Origin of the sequence: Bartonella sp. AA78NXGY (genome assembly GCF_042197005.1) — a bacterium.
Classification (GTDB): Bacteria; Pseudomonadota; Alphaproteobacteria; order Rhizobiales; family Rhizobiaceae; genus Bartonella.
Genome location: NZ_JBHIRI010000005.1, coordinates 1 through 17,738, shown reverse-complemented (window position 1 = coordinate 17,738; position 17,738 = coordinate 1). Strand labels below are relative to the sequence as shown.

Annotated in this window: 29 protein-coding genes and 1 pseudogene; all 30 read right to left on the bottom strand. The window is 40.9% G+C overall.

Annotated elements, in window-relative coordinates; genetic code table 11:
- Window positions 1–298: 298 nt before the first annotated feature.
- Complete coding sequence (locus ACFINL_RS04135; protein WP_375613137.1) at window positions 299–1,624, bottom strand: replication-associated recombination protein A; 1,326 nt, start codon at window positions 1,622–1,624, stop codon at window positions 299–301.
- A gap of 9 nt (window positions 1,625–1,633) precedes the next feature.
- Window positions 1,634–3,028 carry a DegQ family serine endoprotease gene (locus tag ACFINL_RS04130; protein WP_375650453.1) on the bottom strand — a complete coding sequence of 465 codons (1,395 nt, stop codon included), beginning with the start codon at window positions 3,026–3,028 and terminating at the stop codon, window positions 1,634–1,636.
- A gap of 267 nt (window positions 3,029–3,295) precedes the next feature.
- Complete coding sequence (gene rplQ, locus ACFINL_RS04125) at window positions 3,296–3,724, bottom strand: 50S ribosomal protein L17 (protein ID WP_273791421.1); 429 nt, start codon at window positions 3,722–3,724, stop codon at window positions 3,296–3,298.
- A gap of 24 nt (window positions 3,725–3,748) precedes the next feature.
- Entirely contained in the window at window positions 3,749–4,762 is a 1,014-nt protein-coding gene (locus ACFINL_RS04120; RefSeq protein ID WP_375611485.1) for a DNA-directed RNA polymerase subunit alpha, read from the bottom strand.
- 94 nt (window positions 4,763–4,856) lie between these two features.
- Window positions 4,857–5,246, bottom strand: coding sequence for a 30S ribosomal protein S11 (rpsK, locus tag ACFINL_RS04115; protein ID WP_007347762.1), 390 nt, complete (start codon window positions 5,244–5,246; stop codon window positions 4,857–4,859).
- A 114-nt stretch (window positions 5,247–5,360) separates the two neighbouring features.
- Window positions 5,361–5,729 (bottom strand): 30S ribosomal protein S13, encoded by a 369-nt coding sequence (rpsM, locus tag ACFINL_RS04110; RefSeq protein ID WP_026500557.1) that lies wholly within the window; start codon window positions 5,727–5,729, stop codon window positions 5,361–5,363.
- 180 nt (window positions 5,730–5,909) lie between these two features.
- A complete protein-coding gene (locus ACFINL_RS04105) occupies window positions 5,910–6,488 on the bottom strand; it encodes an adenylate kinase (protein WP_375611484.1) in 579 nt (192 codons plus the stop codon).
- A complete protein-coding gene (gene secY / locus ACFINL_RS04100; protein ID WP_375611483.1) occupies window positions 6,485–7,831 on the bottom strand; it encodes a preprotein translocase subunit SecY in 1,347 nt (448 codons plus the stop codon). Before secY ends, ACFINL_RS04105 begins: the two co-directional genes overlap by 4 nt.
- Window positions 7,832–7,992: 161 nt before the next feature.
- The gene (gene rplO, locus ACFINL_RS04095; RefSeq protein ID WP_375611482.1) at window positions 7,993–8,460 is read right to left on the bottom strand and encodes a 50S ribosomal protein L15; all 468 of its coding nucleotides are present in this window, start codon (window positions 8,458–8,460) and stop codon (window positions 7,993–7,995) included.
- A 20-nt stretch (window positions 8,461–8,480) separates the two neighbouring features.
- Complete coding sequence (rpmD, locus tag ACFINL_RS04090; RefSeq protein ID WP_375611481.1) at window positions 8,481–8,687, bottom strand: 50S ribosomal protein L30; 207 nt, start codon at window positions 8,685–8,687, stop codon at window positions 8,481–8,483.
- Window positions 8,688–8,718: 31 nt separating this feature from the next.
- The gene (rpsE, locus tag ACFINL_RS04085) at window positions 8,719–9,267 is read right to left on the bottom strand and encodes a 30S ribosomal protein S5 (protein WP_015856574.1); all 549 of its coding nucleotides are present in this window, start codon (window positions 9,265–9,267) and stop codon (window positions 8,719–8,721) included.
- A gap of 111 nt (window positions 9,268–9,378) precedes the next feature.
- A complete protein-coding gene (gene rplR, locus ACFINL_RS04080; RefSeq protein ID WP_375611480.1) occupies window positions 9,379–9,741 on the bottom strand; it encodes a 50S ribosomal protein L18 in 363 nt (120 codons plus the stop codon).
- 12 nt (window positions 9,742–9,753) lie between these two features.
- On the bottom strand, window positions 9,754–10,287 hold the full coding sequence (rplF, locus tag ACFINL_RS04075; protein ID WP_375621436.1) for a 50S ribosomal protein L6: 534 nt from the start codon (window positions 10,285–10,287) through the stop codon (window positions 9,754–9,756).
- A gap of 39 nt (window positions 10,288–10,326) precedes the next feature.
- The gene (gene rpsH, locus ACFINL_RS04070; RefSeq protein ID WP_375611478.1) at window positions 10,327–10,725 is read right to left on the bottom strand and encodes a 30S ribosomal protein S8; all 399 of its coding nucleotides are present in this window, start codon (window positions 10,723–10,725) and stop codon (window positions 10,327–10,329) included.
- Between the two features lie 14 nt (window positions 10,726–10,739).
- Complete coding sequence (rpsN, locus tag ACFINL_RS04065; protein ID WP_273791412.1) at window positions 10,740–11,045, bottom strand: 30S ribosomal protein S14; 306 nt, start codon at window positions 11,043–11,045, stop codon at window positions 10,740–10,742.
- A gap of 24 nt (window positions 11,046–11,069) precedes the next feature.
- Window positions 11,070–11,627 (bottom strand): 50S ribosomal protein L5, encoded by a 558-nt coding sequence (gene rplE / locus ACFINL_RS04060; RefSeq protein ID WP_375611477.1) that lies wholly within the window; start codon window positions 11,625–11,627, stop codon window positions 11,070–11,072.
- The gene (gene rplX / locus ACFINL_RS04055; RefSeq protein WP_375650448.1) at window positions 11,620–11,934 is read right to left on the bottom strand and encodes a 50S ribosomal protein L24; all 315 of its coding nucleotides are present in this window, start codon (window positions 11,932–11,934) and stop codon (window positions 11,620–11,622) included. Before rplX ends, rplE begins: the two co-directional genes overlap by 8 nt.
- A 12-nt stretch (window positions 11,935–11,946) precedes the next feature.
- The gene (gene rplN / locus ACFINL_RS04050; protein WP_004855715.1) at window positions 11,947–12,315 is read right to left on the bottom strand and encodes a 50S ribosomal protein L14; all 369 of its coding nucleotides are present in this window, start codon (window positions 12,313–12,315) and stop codon (window positions 11,947–11,949) included.
- Between the two features lie 144 nt (window positions 12,316–12,459).
- On the bottom strand, window positions 12,460–12,699 hold the full coding sequence (gene rpsQ / locus ACFINL_RS04045) for a 30S ribosomal protein S17 (protein ID WP_012231991.1): 240 nt from the start codon (window positions 12,697–12,699) through the stop codon (window positions 12,460–12,462).
- An 11-nt stretch (window positions 12,700–12,710) separates the two neighbouring features.
- Window positions 12,711–12,911, bottom strand: coding sequence for a 50S ribosomal protein L29 (gene rpmC, locus ACFINL_RS04040; protein ID WP_375606714.1), 201 nt, complete (start codon window positions 12,909–12,911; stop codon window positions 12,711–12,713).
- Between the two features lie 14 nt (window positions 12,912–12,925).
- Window positions 12,926–13,339 (bottom strand): 50S ribosomal protein L16, encoded by a 414-nt coding sequence (gene rplP / locus ACFINL_RS04035; protein ID WP_375611475.1) that lies wholly within the window; start codon window positions 13,337–13,339, stop codon window positions 12,926–12,928.
- Between the two features lie 36 nt (window positions 13,340–13,375).
- Window positions 13,376–14,086: a 30S ribosomal protein S3 gene (gene rpsC, locus ACFINL_RS04030; protein ID WP_273791408.1), complete on the bottom strand. Its 711-nt coding sequence runs from the start codon at window positions 14,084–14,086 to the stop codon at window positions 13,376–13,378.
- Window positions 14,086–14,475, bottom strand: a complete 390-nt coding sequence (rplV, locus tag ACFINL_RS04025) for a 50S ribosomal protein L22 (RefSeq protein WP_273791407.1) — start codon at window positions 14,473–14,475, stop codon at window positions 14,086–14,088. The genes rpsC and rplV overlap by 1 nt, the downstream gene beginning before the upstream one ends.
- A gap of 2 nt (window positions 14,476–14,477) precedes the next feature.
- Window positions 14,478–14,756, bottom strand: a complete 279-nt coding sequence (gene rpsS, locus ACFINL_RS04020) for a 30S ribosomal protein S19 (RefSeq protein WP_004855734.1) — start codon at window positions 14,754–14,756, stop codon at window positions 14,478–14,480.
- Window positions 14,757–14,771: 15 nt separating this feature from the next.
- Window positions 14,772–15,605 carry a 50S ribosomal protein L2 gene (rplB, locus tag ACFINL_RS04015; RefSeq protein WP_375611474.1) on the bottom strand — a complete coding sequence of 278 codons (834 nt, stop codon included), beginning with the start codon at window positions 15,603–15,605 and terminating at the stop codon, window positions 14,772–14,774.
- Window positions 15,606–15,625: 20 nt separating this feature from the next.
- Window positions 15,626–15,919: a 50S ribosomal protein L23 gene (locus ACFINL_RS04010; RefSeq protein ID WP_273723987.1), complete on the bottom strand. Its 294-nt coding sequence runs from the start codon at window positions 15,917–15,919 to the stop codon at window positions 15,626–15,628.
- Complete coding sequence (rplD, locus tag ACFINL_RS04005) at window positions 15,916–16,536, bottom strand: 50S ribosomal protein L4 (RefSeq protein ID WP_375650443.1); 621 nt, start codon at window positions 16,534–16,536, stop codon at window positions 15,916–15,918. The genes ACFINL_RS04010 and rplD overlap by 4 nt, the downstream gene beginning before the upstream one ends.
- A 2-nt stretch (window positions 16,537–16,538) precedes the next feature.
- Window positions 16,539–17,276, bottom strand: coding sequence for a 50S ribosomal protein L3 (gene rplC, locus ACFINL_RS04000; protein ID WP_273791404.1), 738 nt, complete (start codon window positions 17,274–17,276; stop codon window positions 16,539–16,541).
- Between the two features lie 27 nt (window positions 17,277–17,303).
- Entirely contained in the window at window positions 17,304–17,612 is a 309-nt protein-coding gene (rpsJ, locus tag ACFINL_RS03995; protein WP_005773267.1) for a 30S ribosomal protein S10, read from the bottom strand.
- A 61-nt stretch (window positions 17,613–17,673) separates the two neighbouring features.
- Window positions 17,674–17,738, bottom strand: a pseudogene (locus ACFINL_RS03990) (elongation factor Tu); the annotation flags it as partial.

Sequence of the window (17,738 nt, the reverse complement as noted above, 5' to 3'; positions counted from 1 at the left end):
AGCGAATAACTTGATTGCTTCAACAAATAACAGACTTGGGATGAGAGAAATTTACGGTATTTGAAACTTTCATTCAACTTACGAAACAGTCAATCATCATTATAAGTCAATATATTATTTAATAAAAACCAAAAAAAATAGAGCAGCTTAAAAGTTGAATGACATATTTAAATTTGAAAAAACATGCACTTTTGAAAATATCAAAAAAAATCTCTACAAGCAATGCAATAAATGTTTAAAATATAAGCTAAATTTCTCATACAATAACATAAGAGATCAATAAAAAACGTATTTCAACTCAAATTTTATTTTGATCTTTACGTTTTTTGCGCAACTGTTGCCACCACTCAAGACGTTTCACAATTTCACGCTCAAAACCACGCTCAACTGGTTTATAATAACTCTGACGTCCAAGTTTTTCGGGAAAATATTCTTGTCCTGAAAAAGCATCTGGTTCATCATGGTCATAACAATAACCACTTCCATACCCTTCTTCCTTCATAAATTTCGTAGGAGCATTAAGAATATGCTTAGGAGGTGGTAAAGAGCCATTTTTGCGTGCACAACGCAGTGCTGCTTTATACGCAAGATATGCTGCATTTGACTTTGGCGCAGTTGCAACATAAAGACATGCTTGCGCCAAGGCCAACTCTCCTTCTGGTGATCCTAAATAATCATAGGCATCTTTTGCTGCATTACAAATGACAAGAGCTTGAGGATCCGCCAAACCAATATCTTCAACGGCCATACGAACCAATCTTCGCCCAATATAGAGAGGATCTTCACCAGCATCCAACATACGTGCCAAATAATAAAGCGCAGCATCAGGATCAGATCCACGAACGGATTTATGCAACGCTGAAATGAGATTATAATGCCCATCTCGTCCTTTATCATAAATAGGCGCACGACGCTGAATAACTTTTTGCAAAGCAACAACATCAAGAATCTCTCCCAATGGCGCAATAGACCAAACTTCCTCTGCCAATGTTAACGCAACCCGCGCATCACCATCAGACATCTCTATCAAAACGTCTCTGGCATCATTATCCAAGGGAAGAGTTTTTCCCTCCACTTCTTCAGCACGCCTCAAAAGCATGTCCAAACTTTCATGATCATGAGAAAGAAATGTTAAAACACGTGCACGCGAAAGAAGGGCAGCATTCAGTTCAAAAGAAGGATTTTCGGTTGTTGCACCTATAAGTACCACAGTACCCTCTTCCATCACAGAAAGAAAACTATCCTGCTGTGCACGATTAAACCGATGAATTTCATCAACAAAGAGAAGTGTTTTATCCCCAGATATAAAACGCCTCTGCGCAACTTCAAAAATCTTTTTAAGTTCAGAAACTCCTGTAAAAATAGCAGAAACCTGTTCAAACGCGAAATTTGTTTCAAGGGCTAACAAACGTGCAACGGTCGTTTTTCCCGTCCCTGGAGGTCCCCAAAAAATCATCGATCCAATTGAGCCTGTTGCCGCCATACGTGAAAGCAAACCATCCTCTCCAATCAAATGCTTTTGTCCCACAACATCATTGAGAGAACAAGGGCGCATTCTTTCTGCAAGTGGCTGATTTTTATTAACTTGAAAATCAAACGACGAAGTAAAAAAATCTTTCTTCAAAAAAAAACCTCAACGAATAAATTGGCGAATATACATACCATCACGTTCATATTCCAATTGCCACATATTTGAGCGACCTTGCATAAGAACCTTTTTCAACTGATGAACTGTTTGAATTTTATGGCCATTTACAACACGTAGAATATCTCCTGACTGAAAAATTCCAGCTGCATTGCTCATTTTATCAAGATTGATAATCACAACCCCTTTTGCAGATATAGGAAGATGAAAACGTCGACTATTTTGCGGTGTCAAATCTAACACTTCAGCACCAGCAAGAGGACTGTCACCCGTAATTTTTTCAGATTTTAAAAATGCAGTTTCTGATATCGATGAAACTGTTATTTGTGTTTTTAAAGTTTTTCCACTTCGTAAATATTCCAAAGCAAGACTATGCTCAACGTCAGCTGTCATCAAACGATAACCAAGACTATCTGGACTGTCAACGCGTACCCCCTGCACACTCAAAATAACATCACCTACTTTCAATCCAGCTTTTTCAGCAGGACTATCTTTGATAACTTCAATAATCAGAGCACCATAGGGACGTTCTAAACCTAAACCACCAGCAATATCAGCTGTAACATTTTGAAAAGAAGCCCCAATATAAGGCGGCACAAAATATTTTCCACCGCGTTTAACAGTATCAAGCATCACTTTTACAAGATTAACTGGAATAGCAAAACCAATCCCTACAGAACCACCGGAACGCGAATAAATAGCCGTATTAATTCCGATTAACTGACCTTTCATATCAATTAAAGCGCCACCAGAATTCCCTGGATTAATGGCTGCGTCTGTTTGAATAAAAAAGTCAAAATCAGAAACCCCAACACGTGTACGCGCTTGCGCTGAAACAATACCACTTGTAACTGTTTGACCAACACCAAAAGGATTACCAATAGCAAGAACAAGATCACCAACTTCAACAGCATCAGAATTTCCCAAAGAAAGAACCGGAAATTGAGCATCTTTTTCCTTAACTTCAAGAATTGCAATATCAGTTGCTTCATCTTTGAGCACGACCTTACTCTCAAACTCCCGTCCATCAGAAAAAGCCACTTTAATTTCACTTGCATCTTTAATGACGTGGTAATTTGTAACGATCAAACCACGTGCATCAACAATCACCCCTGATCCTAATGACGATTGCTTACGAACAGGAAATTTATTTTGAAAACGACCAAAAAATTGCTCAAAAAATGGATCGCCTTCAAAAGGTGATCGAGCTCTAATTTGTCGAGCTGCATAAATATTTACAACAGATGGAACTGTCTTTTTAACTAAAGGAGCAAATGAAAGAGTGATTTCTGTTTGTGTTCGAGGAACATGAGCATATACATGATCAAATGATATCTGCATCATAATTGCAAAAAAAATCCGCACCCAAAAAGAATACCTCATAATCCACTCCTTATAAAATCAGCACATTCTGTTGAAGATTAATAGAATAAAAAAACGTATCCCCGCAAATTAAGGACCTCTATTAATATTTCATAATAGAGAATAAAAACAACCTATTTGAACAATAAATATTATAAAAATAAGATAATTCAATATTCTATAATTTTCTCTCTGCACCTATTTCTCAACTAAAACAAACTTAAAAATGCTCACAAAAAAACCGCCCAAGACAAGGCGGCCTTTAAAAATCCAACAGAATAAAAAACTCTACGAAGATGTTCCCTTTTCATTCTCAGAAGCTTCCATGCGAGCACGATCCCCAGCACCCTTCGCTTCAACATCACGATCAACAAATTCTATAACAGCCATGGGCGCATTATCACCGGTACGAAACCCCGCTTTCATAATACGCAAATACCCACCGTTGCGTGATGCATAACGTGGCGCAAGCGTATCAAATAATTTTGCAACCTTTCCTGCATCACGAAGTGCTGCAATAGCTTGCCGACGCGCATGCAAACCACCACGCTTACCAAGAGTAACGAGTTTTTCAACAATAGGACGAATTTCTTTAGCCTTTGGAAGCGTTGTCACAATCTGCTCATGCTCGATCAACGAAGTTGCCATATTTGCAAACATCGCTTTACGGTGACTGGCAGTACGGTTCAACTTGCGTCCTGACTTACTATGGCGCATAAGCCCTCTCCTTAAATTCTAATTTTAATATTGATCTTCATAACGTTTTGCAAGATCATCAATGTTTTCAGGCGGCCACGCAGGAATCTCCATCCCAAGATGTAAACCCATACACGCCAAAACTTCTTTAATCTCATTCAACGATTTGCGACCAAAATTCGGTGTCCGAAGCATTTCAGATTCTGTTTTTTGAATCAGATCACCAATATAAACAATATTATCATTCTTAAGACAGTTTGCTGAACGAACTGAAAGTTCTAATTCATCTACTTTTTTGAGAAGTGCAGGATTAAAAGAAAGCTCAGAATCAGCCTCTTCAACAGGCTCCTTCTGTGGCTCTTCAAAGTTAATAAATAACGATAATTGATCCTGAAGAATGCGTGCTGCAAAAGCAACAGCATCCTCACCATTAACAGCACCGTTTGTTTCAATCGTGAGCGTTAATTTATCATAATCGAGAACTTGACCTTCGCGTGTATTTTCTACTTTATAAGATACCTTACGGATCGGTGAATAAAGACTATCAATTGGAATAAGCCCTATACGTGCATCATCAACACAATTACGATCAGATGGAACATACCCCTTTCCTGTGTTGACAATAAATTCCATACGAATTTCAGCTTCTTCATCAAGAGTACAAATAACATGATCTGGATTTAGAATTTCCATATCTCCAACTGTACTGATATCTCCCGCTTTCACGACACCAGGCCCCTCTTTATAAACGACGACACGTTTGGGCCCTTCTTCTTCCATACGAAGTGCAATTTCTTTTATATTCAGAATAATATCCGTAACATCCTCACGCACACCTGGAATCGATGAAAATTCATGCAAGACACCGTCAATCTGCACAGCAGTAATAGCAGCACCACGAAGCGAAGATAACAAAACGCGACGAAGCGCATTTCCTAACGTTAAACCAAAACCACGCTCAAGAGGTTCAGCAATCACACTTATAATATTTGGATTATCATGTGCACATGATTCAACCTTATTGGGTTTAATAAGTTCCTGCCAGTTTTTCTGGATCATATTTTTATTCCCGTTCTTTAGTTCCGTTACCATTCAATCGTAACGACCAATGTGAACATCAGAGAAATCTCCGACAACAAAAAACAACACCCAATTAAACACGCCGCCTTTTCCGCGGACGACATCCATTATGAGGAATTGGTGTTACATCGCGAATAGAAGTAATGACAAAACCAACAGATTGCAATGCACGTAAAGCAGATTCACGCCCTGATCCAGGTCCACAAACTTCAACTTCCAAAGAACGCATACCATGCTCTTGCGCTTTTCTTGCACAATCCTCCGCAGCAACTTGAGCAGCAAAAGGTGTCGATTTACGCGCACCTTTAAACCCCTGAGCTCCCGCAGATGACCAAGCAATTGCATTACCCTGAGCATCAGTAATAGTAATCATTGTGTTATTAAATGTTGAATTAATATGCACAACACCCGATGAAATATTTTTACGTTCGCGACGACGAACACGTGTGGCTTCCTTGGCCATAATTTCCCTTTCAACGATCTCATCACTGCCGTAACATCAGCAGCTCCACCTTTTTTCCTTGTCAAAAAAATCAAACAAGAAAAAGAATATATAAAAAACCTTCCACAAAGGCCCTTATTTCTTCTTACCGGCGATTGCCTTAGCCGGACCTTTACGTGTACGGGCATTCGTATGTGTACGCTGTCCTCGGACAGGCAAAGACCGGCGATGACGCAATCCTCGATAACAACCAAGATCCATCAAACGCTTAACATTCATAGCAACCTCACGACGAAGATCACCTTCAACTTGATACCCCTGATCTATTGCCTCACGAATCTGCAGCACCTCAGCATCTGAAAGCTCATGCACACGACGCCCCAAAGGAATGCCAACTCTTTCAATAATTTCTTGAGCAAATTTTGGTCCAATCCCGTGGATATATTGAAGCGCAATAATTACACGCTTATTTGTCGGGATATTGACGCCAGCAATACGAGCCACGCCTACTCTCCTTAGTTATTTTGACAAATTGTTATAAAATACCTGATATACCTTACAGAAAAAAATAGACTCAGAAAAAAATTCTTCCGAATCCTATTATTTCACTAAAATAAATTAAATTCACTTCTGATAGATTTCATCTCAAAAGTCAACTCTTTTCATTTATTTCTAAAAAAAATCTCATGAAAAAAAACCTCTAATCATACGTGTCACTTCAGAAACACCAATCATTCCATCAATAACCTTCAACATTCCCCTCTCTGAATAAAATTTTGATAAGGGAGCTGTTTTTTCACGATATTCTACTAATCTTTTTGCAAAAGCAACAGGATTGTCATCTAAACGAACCTGTCCACCAGTCGCTATTGTTTCCTCAACGCGCTTCTTCATACGTTCAATCAACACGTCTTCATCAACACACAATTCAATAACAGCATTAAGCCGCATATTTTTTGAATCCAGTATCTGTTGCAACGCTTCTGCTTGCCCCACAGTTCGCGGATATCCATCCAAAACAAAACCGTTTACACAATCAGCTTCATCAATCCGATCTGATACGATTTGATTAACAATACTATCAGGTACCAAAGCACCAGAACTTATAATAGCTTTAGCTTTTTTACCAATCTCCGTTTCTTTGGCAATCACCTCACGCAACATATCCCCTGTTGATAAATGAGGAATGTTATATTCCTCAGTCAACATTTTTGCTTGCGTACCTTTTCCCGCTCCAGGAGGACCTAAAAGAATAACTCTCATCGATTCCTTCTACCTCCACGAAGTTTTGATTTTTTTATCAACCCTTCATATTGGTGGGCAACAAGATGCCCCTGAATTTGAGCAACCGTATCAAGTGTAACAGTAACAACAATCAACAAGGATGTTCCCCCAAGATAAAAAGGAACCTGTAATGCAGATATCATAAATTCAGGTAACAAACAAACCAAGATAATATAAATAGCGCCCACAACAGTAATACGCGTCAAAACGTAATCAATATATTCAGCTGTACGCTCACCTGGACGAATCCCTGGAATAAAACCAGAATGTTTTTTCAACTGATCTGCAGTATCACTTGGATTAAACACAATAGCTGTATAAAAAAAGCAAAAAAACGCCATTAAAAATGCATAAACAATCATATAAAGTGGCTGTCCATGACCAAGAGCATAAGAAATCTCCTGAACCCATTGTGGCATTTTATCAGAAAAATTATTAATAGTGGCAGGTAATAATAATAAAGATGAAGCAAAAATAGGTGGAATAACACCAGCAGTATTCAACTTTAAAGGAAGATGCGACATATCTCCTTGAAACATTTGATTACCGACCTGACGTTTCGGGTATTGGATAAGAATTCGCCGTTGCGCACGCTCTATAAAAACAATAAGCCCAATAACCAAAACAGCAATAAGAACGATTCCTATTAAAAGAAAAGTTGATAAATCAGCCTGACTATGAGCTGTCAAAAGCTGAGCAAAAGTAGAAGGAAAGTTGGCTACAATCCCTGTAAAAATGATAAGAGAAACCCCATTACCAATACCACGTGACGTAATTTGCTCGCCAAGCCACATAAGAAACATCGTTCCGCCAACAAGCGTAATAACAGAAGAAATACGAAACATAAGACCTGGTTCTAAAACAATTTGAAGCCCCGACCCTATACCGCTTTCAAGCGCAACCGCAATACCAAAAGCTTGTAGAATTGCCAATACGACTGTTACATAACGCGTATATTGATTGATAATCTTACGACCTAAATCCCCTTCTTTTTTAAGAGTTTCCAAAGAAGGAATAATAGATGTTAACAATTGCACAATAATAGATGCCGATATATAAGGCATGATACCCAGCGCAAAAATAGCCATACGCCCAACAGCACCTCCAGCAAACATATTAAAGAGTCCTAATACACCCGACGCGTGATGTTCAAATGTTTGCCGCAAAGCATCGATATTGATACCTGGAAGAGAGATGTAAGTGCCAAAACGATATACAAGAAGCGCCAACAGAGTAAACCAGATGCGTTTCTTTAATTCAGTTGCACGCGAAAAGGTGCCGAAATTTATATTGGAAGCAAATTGCTCTGCTGCTGATGCCATAAAACGTCTCCACTTTACACTCCAGTTCTTCAAATCACAGAAGTATAATCCTAAAATTCATATATGCATACACAAACAAATGCAGAACTTAAACAATTCTCCACAAAAGATCCCACAAAACAGATATTATTCTTCTTTAGGTCTCTATTCATATTAAAAAATTATCGAGCAATATCAGGAAGAATAACCTGACCACCCACTTTTTCAATCTTAACACGAGCAGCTTGTGAAGCACCAGAAACATGAAAGGTAATCTTAGCCTTCAAATCACCATCAGAAAGAAGACGAACCCCATCTTTTTCACGACGAATAATACCAGCCTCTTTCAAAGAAACCATATCAACAGGCTTTTCAATATTCAACTTACCTGCATCAACTGCCAACTGAATACGTCCTAGTGAAACTTCATTGTAGGTTTTAGTAAAGAAATTCCTAAATCCACGTTTTGGCAAACGACGATAGATGGGCATTTGCCCACCTTCAAAACCATTAAGGGAAACACCAGAACGTGACTTTTGCCCTTTTACACCACGACCGCCAGTCTTACCCGTACCGGAACCAATACCACGCCCAACACGCTTACGATTTTTTGTTGCGCCTTCGCAATCACGCAGTTCATTGAGTTTCATATCTAATACTCCCGCAACCCTTAACCTTCATCTATAACGCGAACAAGATGCCGAACCCGAGCAATCATACCCCGCACACAAAGTGTATCATCTAAAACGCGCCGACGACGCATTTTATTTAGTCCAAGCCCCTTTAAGGTTGCACGCTGAATCTGTGAGTTTCGAATAGGGCTTCCAATTTGTTCCACCGTCACAGTTTTACCACTCTGAGATTTTTTCTGAACCATTTCCTAATTCCTTTTCTGATAATCTCAGAAACTACCCTTCTAGGTCGACTAAATGGCGACGACGCGCCTGCAAAGTCGAATACTTTATACCACGTTGAGCAGCAATATCTCTAGGATGCATTTGATGTTTCAATGCATCAAATGTTGCACGAACCATGTTATAAGGATTCGACGATCCTAGTGATTTTGCAACGACATCCTGCATACCAAGAGCTTCAAAAATAGCACGCATTGGCCCCCCAGCAATAATACCAGTACCAGCAGAAGCCGAGCGTAGCAAAACACGCCCAGCTCCGTGACGACCTTCAAGATCATGATGCAATGTACGCCCAGACCGAAGTGGAACATAAATCATCCCACGTTTTGCAGATTCCGTTGCTTTACGAACAGCTTCTGGAACTTCACGGGCTTTACCATGTCCAAAACCCACACGGCCTTTTTGATCTCCAACGACAACAAGAGCAGCAAAACCAAAACGCCGACCACCCTTTACAACTTTAGCAACACGATTGATATGAACGAGCCTATCGACAAATTCATTATCGCGTTCTTCTCTCTCACCACGTTCTTTTTGTGCCATTCCTCATTCCTTTTTCTTTTCCGGAAGCACGATAACAAAGTCCCTCATCAAACTGGAAGAACTTAAACGAAATACTCTAAACTCTCCTTACTCATTCATAAATAAGAAATTTTAGAAACTCAAACCACCTTCACGAGCAGCTTCAGCTAAAGCTTTGACGCGACCATGGTACACATACGCTCCACGATCAAAAACCACCTCATTAACACCCGCTTTCTTCGCACGCTCAGCAATTAACTTACCAACAGCAAAGGCCGCCTTTTTATCAGCACCACTCTTTAACGATTTTTTCAAATCACTTTCAAGGGTAGAGGCTGAAACAAGTGTACATCCCCGCAAATCATCGATAACTTGAGCATAAATGTTCTGATTTGAACGATAAACACTAAGCCGAGGACGATCATGAGAAACCATTTTAATTCTACGACGAACGCGCCTTGCACGACGTTGGATAATGTCCTTAGATGAAACCATAATACAAAATCCTTATTTCTTTTTACCTTCTTTACGGAAGATACGTTCATCTGCATGCTTAACACCTTTACCTTTATAAGGCTCAGGCTTACGATACTCACGAATTTCCGCTGCAACTTGTCCAACTTGCTGTTTATCAATTCCAGAAACAACAATTTCCGTTGGCTTAGGAACAGTCACAGTAACACCCGACGGAACTTTATAAACCACATCATGCGAAAAGCCCAGAGATAGTTGAACATCCTTACCCTGCAAAGCAGCACGATAACCAACCCCATTAATCTCCAACCTCTTTTCAAAACCATCTTTCACACCACAAAAAATGTTCTCAATCATTGAGCGCGACATACCCCATTTAGAACGCGCATCTTTTGACTGATCCCGCGGCATAACTGATATGATATTCTCCTCAAGTTTGACTAAGACTTCATCATTGACGACGTAACTCAGCTCACCTTTTGGACCTTTTGCCTTAACCAGCTGTCCTTCAACAGTAGCAGTAACTCCAGAAGGAATTGAAATGGGTTTCTTTCCAATACGAGACATTGTTCTAACCTACTTTTTCTTCCGTTTTCTTGACATAACTTAGAAAACACGACAAAGGAGTTCTCCACCAACATTCTGTTCACGCGCCTCATGATCTGCCATGACGCCTTTAGGAGTCGATAAAATCGAAATACCAAGGCCATTTGCCACCTGAGGAAGTGACTTAGCAGAAACATACACACGACGCCCTGGCTTTGATACACGTGAAATCTCACGAATAGCAGCCAGCCCTTCAAAATACTTCAATTCGATTTCAATCTCCGCTTTCCCATCACCTAAATCAATTCGATTATATCCGCGAATATAACCCTCCGACTGAAGAACATCAAGAACGTGCGCACGAAGCTTCGAATCTGGAGTAACTACTTTACCTTTTTTACGACCAAGTGCATTACGAATACGTGTTAACATATCACCAAGAGGATCTGACATAGACATTAAATAATCTCCTCTTACCAACTAGACTTTACAATACCAGGAATATAGCCAATAGAGCCAAGCTCACGCAACGCAATTCGCGACATTTTTAATTTACGATAATAAGCCCGCGGACGACCTGAAACCTCACAGCGATTACGAATACGAACTTTCGAAGAATTACGCGGCAACTCTGCCAACTGAACAGAAGCTTTAAAACGTTCCTCAAGAGAAACCTTCTGATCCATAACTATTGCTTTCAAACGTGCACGACGGGCAGCATAGCGCTTTACCATCACCTCACGACGCTTATTTTTTTCAACGGCACTTACTTTGGCCATAATTTCACCTCACTACGTTTGCCGTTACGAACGAAAAGGAAAATTAAAAGCACGCAATAACTCACGAGCTTCATCATCCGTTTTTGCTGTCGTACAAACGATAATATCCATGCCCCAAATTTGATCAACTTTATCATAGTTGATTTCTGGAAACACAATGTGTTCTTTAATACCCATAGCAAAATTGCCACGACCATCAAAACTCTTTGGATTTAAACCACGAAAGTCACGAACCCGCGGAAGAGCAATCGTCACAAGACGATCTAAAAACTCAAACATACGATCTTTACGCAATGTAACTTTAGCCCCAAGAGGCATTCCTTCACGAACCTTAAAGGTCGCAATAGAATTACGCGCACGCGTAACAACAGCCTTCTGACCCGTTATTAGCCCTAAATCCTCAGCGGCAAGGGAAGGCTTCTTCGAATCAGCAGTTGCTTCACCTATCCCCATATTTATTACAACTTTATCAATCCGCGGAATTTGCATCGCATTTCTGTAATTAAACTTCTCTTGAAGCACTTTACGAATCACTTCAAAATAATGCGCTTTCATACGCGGTATTTGTCTTTCCTCAGCCATTAATCAACTCTCCCGAACGCTTGGCAAAACGAACTTTATTACCATCTGCATTCACACGAAAGCCTACACGTGTAGGCTTACCATCTTTAGGATCAGCAATCGCCAAATTAGACAGATGAATCGGAGCTTCTTTAGAAATAATTCCAGCTTCTTGCTTCTGCGTTTGACGTTGATGACGTTTAATCATATTAATCCCACGAACAAAAGCCTTATTCTCTTTTGGATTAACCTTAATTACTTCACCACTACATCCTTTATCCTTACCGGACAAAACAACAACTTTATCACCTTTTCGAATCTTTTGCATAACATTTACTCCTTACAGAACTTCAGGAGCAAGCGAGATGATCTTCATATGATTCCTACCACGCAATTCACGAGGAACAGGTCCAAAGATACGAGTACCGATCGGCTCTTTTTTGTTATCCACTAAAACCGCAGCATTACTATCAAAACGAATGACACTACCATCTGCGCGACGAATATCCTTAGCAGTACGAACCACAACAGCTTTCATAACATCACCTTTTTTAACACGGCCACGAGGAATTGCATCCTTAACCGAAACAACAATAATGTCACCGACCGAAGCATATTTCCGCTTTGAACCGCCTAACACTTTGATGCACATGACACGACGCGCTCCAGAATTATCAGCAACGTCGAGGTTTGTTTGCATCTGAATCATGACTGGCCACCTTCTCTTAACACATATATCCGATTGAATCTTTTACACACTCGGATTTGCCTGCCAAATAACGATAAAGTTATCGCCTTCAAATTTATCAATGATAACCACACTGTTAAATTCTAAAACAATAAGCTTAACTCATTACGCTACATTGTCTTTTACAACAATCCAACATTTATCTTTCGAAATTGGTCTAGATTCCTGAATAGAAACTTGATCCCCAATCTTGAATTGGTTGTTTTCGTCATGCGCTTTATAATTTTTAGACTGCCGAACAGTCTTCTTAAGAAGCGGATGAGAATAACGGCGTTCAACTTTGACAACAACAGTCTTATCACTTTTGTCGCTAATAACAACACCCTGCAAAACGCGTTTAGGCATCTCTTATTTCCTTAAACCTTACTTTCACTTATCTTTTGACGAAGAAAAGTTTTAATACGCGCAATATCACGACGAACTTGTCTAACGCGCGCAGTCTTTTCTAATTGACCTGTTGCTTTTTGAAAACGCAAATTAAATTGCTCTTTCTTTAACTTAGCCAATTCATCTTTCATTTGGTCGAGCGTTTGCGCCCGTAATTCTGTGGCTCTCATCGCTTATAACCTCATTATTCAGCAATACGCTGGATGAAACGCGTTTTTATAGGCAACTTTGCAGCACCCAATCTTAGTGCTTCACGTGCAACATCCTCCGGAACTCCATCAAGCTCAAACATGACGCGCCCAGGAGCAACACGTGCAGCCCAATAATCAACACTTCCCTTACCTTTACCCATACGAACTTCAGTCGGTTTAGATGTAACCGGAAGATCTGGAAAAATGCGAATCCACACACGACCAGAACGCTTCATATAACGTGTAATCGCACGACGCGCCGCTTCAATTTGACGAGCAGTAACCCGCTCCGGCTCAACAGCCTTCAAACCGTAGGCACCGAAATTCAAATCCGTACCACCCTTCGCAAAACCGTGAATACGGCCTTTGAACTGTTTACGGAACTTTGTGCGCTTTGGCTGCAACATTGTTCTCTACTCCAAATTTTAGTTCAATCTCAAAAACTAAGCATTTTCGCGGCGACGATTCGATGAAGAACCAGATTGATCAGCTTCCGTAGCACGACGTTCTGAAGCCATCGGATCATGCTCAAGAATCTCACCCTTAAAGACCCAAACTTTAATACCACAAATACCATAAGCGGTCTTAGCTTCTGCTGTACCGTAATCAACATCAGAACGCAAGGTATGAAGTGGAACACGACCTTCACGATACCATTCCATACGAGCAATTTCAGCACCACCAAGACGGCCAGAACAATTGATACGAATACCTTCCGCACCAAGACGCATAGCAGACTGAACAGCACGCTTCATTGCACGACGAAAAGCAACACGACGCTCTAACTGTTGAGCAATTGATTGCGCAATAATTGTCGCATCAATCTCCGGTTTACGAATCTCCACAATATTCAATGAAGTTTCAGCATCCGTCATTTCTGAGAGTTTACGACGAAGCTTTTCGATATCAGCACCCTTTTTACCAATAATCAAACCAGGACGTGCAGAATGAATTGTAATACGACACTTTTTATGAGGACGCTCAATAACAACCTTAGAAATAGCCGCCTGTTTAAGTTCCTCAAGCACATATGAACGAATTTTCAAATCTTCGTGAAGAAGGCGCCCATATTCACCACTATCAGCATACCAACGAGAGTCCCAAGTCCGATTAACACCAAGACGAAGTCCTATTGGATTGATCTTCTGCCCCATTACGCGGCCTCCACTTTTTCGGTAACTTCACGAACAATAACAGTAAGATGCGAAAATGGACGTTCAATTCTACTAGCACGCCCTCGACCACGAACATGAAAGCGCTTCATCACTATCGACTTACCAACATAAGCTTCCGCCACAACAAGCGAATCAATATCAAGATCGTGGTTATTTTCTGCATTTGCAATTGCTGATTCAAGCGTTTTTTTCACAGTAGCAGCAATTCGCTTGCGTGAAAACATCAAATCAGCGAGCGCTACATTAACTCTTTTACCACGAATCATTGCAGCAACTAAATTAAGCTTCTGCGGACTAACACGAATTGTCCGCGTGACAGCTCTTGCTTCATTATCTTTAAGCTGGCGCGAAACTTTAGCTTTTCCCATTCCTACTTCCTCTTCGCTTTCTTATCGGCACCATGACCATAATAAGTCCGGGTAGGAGCGAACTCACCAAACTTATGCCCAACCATCTCTTCAGAAACAGAAACAGGAATATGCTTATTACCGTTGTAAACACCAAAAGTTAAACCAACAAATTGCGGTAAAATAGTAGAGCGACGACTCCATATTTTTATAACTTCGTTGCGCCCACTTGCACGTACCTTCTCTGCTTTACCAAGAAGATAGCCGTCAACAAACGGACCTTTCCACACTGAACGAACCACCTCAGACTACCTTTCTCATTTCTTGCGTTGATGACGCGTACGCATAATAAATTTATCAGTGGCTTTATTGGAGCGCGTACGCTTACCTTTCGTAGGTTTACCCCAGGGAGAAACTGGATGGCGCCCCCCCGATGTACGACCTTCACCACCACCGTGTGGATGATCAACGGGGTTCATAGCAACACCACGAACATGTGGACGTTTACCACGCCAACGTGACCGCCCCGCCTTACCATCATTAATATTCCCATGATCAGGATTTGAAACAGCGCCAACAGTTGCAAAACAGCTACTCGGAACCAAACGCTGCTCACCAGAATTTAAACGAAGAATAGCCATACCATGATCTCGTCCAACCAACTGCGCATAAGCACCTGCTGAACGTGCAATCTGTCCGCCTTTCCCTGGCTTCATCTCAACATTATGAATAATTGTACCTACAGGCATATTAGCAAGAGGCATAGCATTACCTGGTTTAACATCCACATTTAAACCAGCCATAACAGAATCACCAACACCAAGACGCTGTGGTGCAAGAATATAACTCAATTGCCCATCCTCATAGCGGATTAAAGCAATAAAAGCGGTACGATTAGGATCGTATTCTAAACGCTCAACCTTTGCTGAAACATCACGTTTAAGACGCTTAAAGTCGACAAACCGATAACTACGTTTATGTCCACCACCCTGAAAACGAGCAGTAACACGACCGCGATTATTACGTCCACCCTTTGAAGACAAACCTTCAGTTAACATCTTTACAGGTTTTCCCTTATAAAGACAAGAACGTTCCACAATAACAAGCTGACGCTGCCCAGGTGTCGTTGGATTAAACTGCTTAAGTGCCATTATTCCTATCTCCGAGCCTCTTAAAGACCTGTCGAAACGTCGATAGTCTGACCACTGGCCAGAGTTACGATCGCTTTTTTGACATCACTCTGCCGACCAACTATACCTTTGAAACGCTTCACTTTACCCTTACGGACTATCGTGTTAACTGCTTTAACTTTTACGCTAAAAAGCGCTTCAATAGCAGCCTTAATCTCAGGCTTCGTCGCTTTCGGCGCGACATTAAAAGCAACTTGATTATATTCAGAAATCATAGTCGCCTTTTCAGTAATAACTGGACTAATAATTATATCATAATGGCGAAGATCTGTCATTTAAAACGCTCCTCAAGAGCCTCAACAGCTGCTTTTGATAAAACAAGTTTGCTGCGACGCAAAATATCATAAACATTAATTCCCTGAATAGGCAAAATGTCAATATTAGGGATATTAGAGGCTGCACGAAGAAAGTTAATATCAATCTCTTTACCATCAATCAAGAGAGCGTTATTAAATCCAAGCTTAGAAAAATGAGAAACAAGCATTTTCGTTTTAGCATCCTTAACAGTCAACTCATCCACAATAATTAAATCTTTTGCTTTTAATTTTGCAGATAAAGCAAGACGTAACCCAAGAGCACGAATCTTTTTAGGAAGATCATGCGCATGGCTACGAACCACCGGTCCATGTGCCTTACCCCCACCCCTAAACTGCGGTGCACGTGCAGATGAATGTCGAGCACGCCCAGTTCCTTTCTGTTTAAACATTTTTGCCCCTGTTCGCGACACATCAGAACGACCTTGGGATTGATGACTTCCCTGCTGACGACGTGCAAGCTGCCAACGAACAACACGTTGCAAAATATCCTCACGCGGAACAAGATCAAAAATAGCTTCAGAAACCTTTAATTTGCCAGCTTCATTACCATCAAGAGTTTTAATTACAAGATCCATTATTAGGCTCCCTCAACCTCAGAGGTTTCCGTCACCGGAGTAACCATTTCCGCTTTCTCCTTCACAAGACGGCGAATACCAGCAGGCTTTGGAGCATTATCAGGAAGACGCTTCTTCACAGCATCCCGTATCAAAATCCAAGAACCTTTAGAACCAGAAACAGCACCACGCACTAAAATTAAACCACGCTCACTATCAGTGGAAATAACTTCAATATTCTGTGTTGTTACACGCACTTGCCCCATATGGCCAGCCATTTTTTTACCTTTAAAAACTTTACCAGGATCTTGGCACTGCCCTGTAGAACCATGAGCACGATGTGTAATCGAATTACCATGAGAAGCACGATGTCCACCAAAGTTATGTCGTTTCATAACACCAGCAAACCCCTTACCAATACTGGTACCAGTCACATCAACTCTTTGTCCTGGAACAAAATGTTCCACTGTAATCTCAGTACCAACATCAAGAAGATTGTCGGGACTCACACGAAACTCTGCTATTTTGGCTTTAGGCTCAACAGAAGCCTTAGCAAAATGTCCACGAAGAGCTTGTGAAGTATTCTTAACCTTAGCAAAGCCTACACCTAATTGAACAGCAGTATAACCATTCTTTTCAACTGTACGCTGAGCAACGACTTGACAATTCTCCAAACGAAGTACCGTCACCGGCACATGCTCACCAGCATCATTATAAATACGGGTCATGCCCAGCTTCTGTGCTATTACACCTGAACGCATCGGGTCTGTTCCTTCTGTCCTCAAACCTCAGAGCTTAATTTCTACATCCACACCAGCAGAAAGATCGAGCTTCATAAGCGCATCCACTGTTTGCGGCGTTGGATCAACAATGTCAAGAAGACGCTTATGTGTTCGCATCTCAAACTGCTCACGACTTTTCTTATCGATATGCGGTCCACGATTGACCGTAAACTTCTCAATCCGCGTCGGAAGCGGAATGGGACCACGGACATTTGCACCGGTACGTTTAGCAGTCGATACGATCTCACGCGTCGACGTATCAAGAATTCTATGATCAAACGCTTTCAAGCGAATGCGAATATTTTGACTGTTCATGCTCTTTATTTCCCTGTTATATAAAGTGCCTTCAATAATCAAAGCACTCAACAAGCATTATTTATTCAATGATCTTAGAGACGATACCGGCACCAACAGTACGACCACCTTCACGAATAGCAAAAC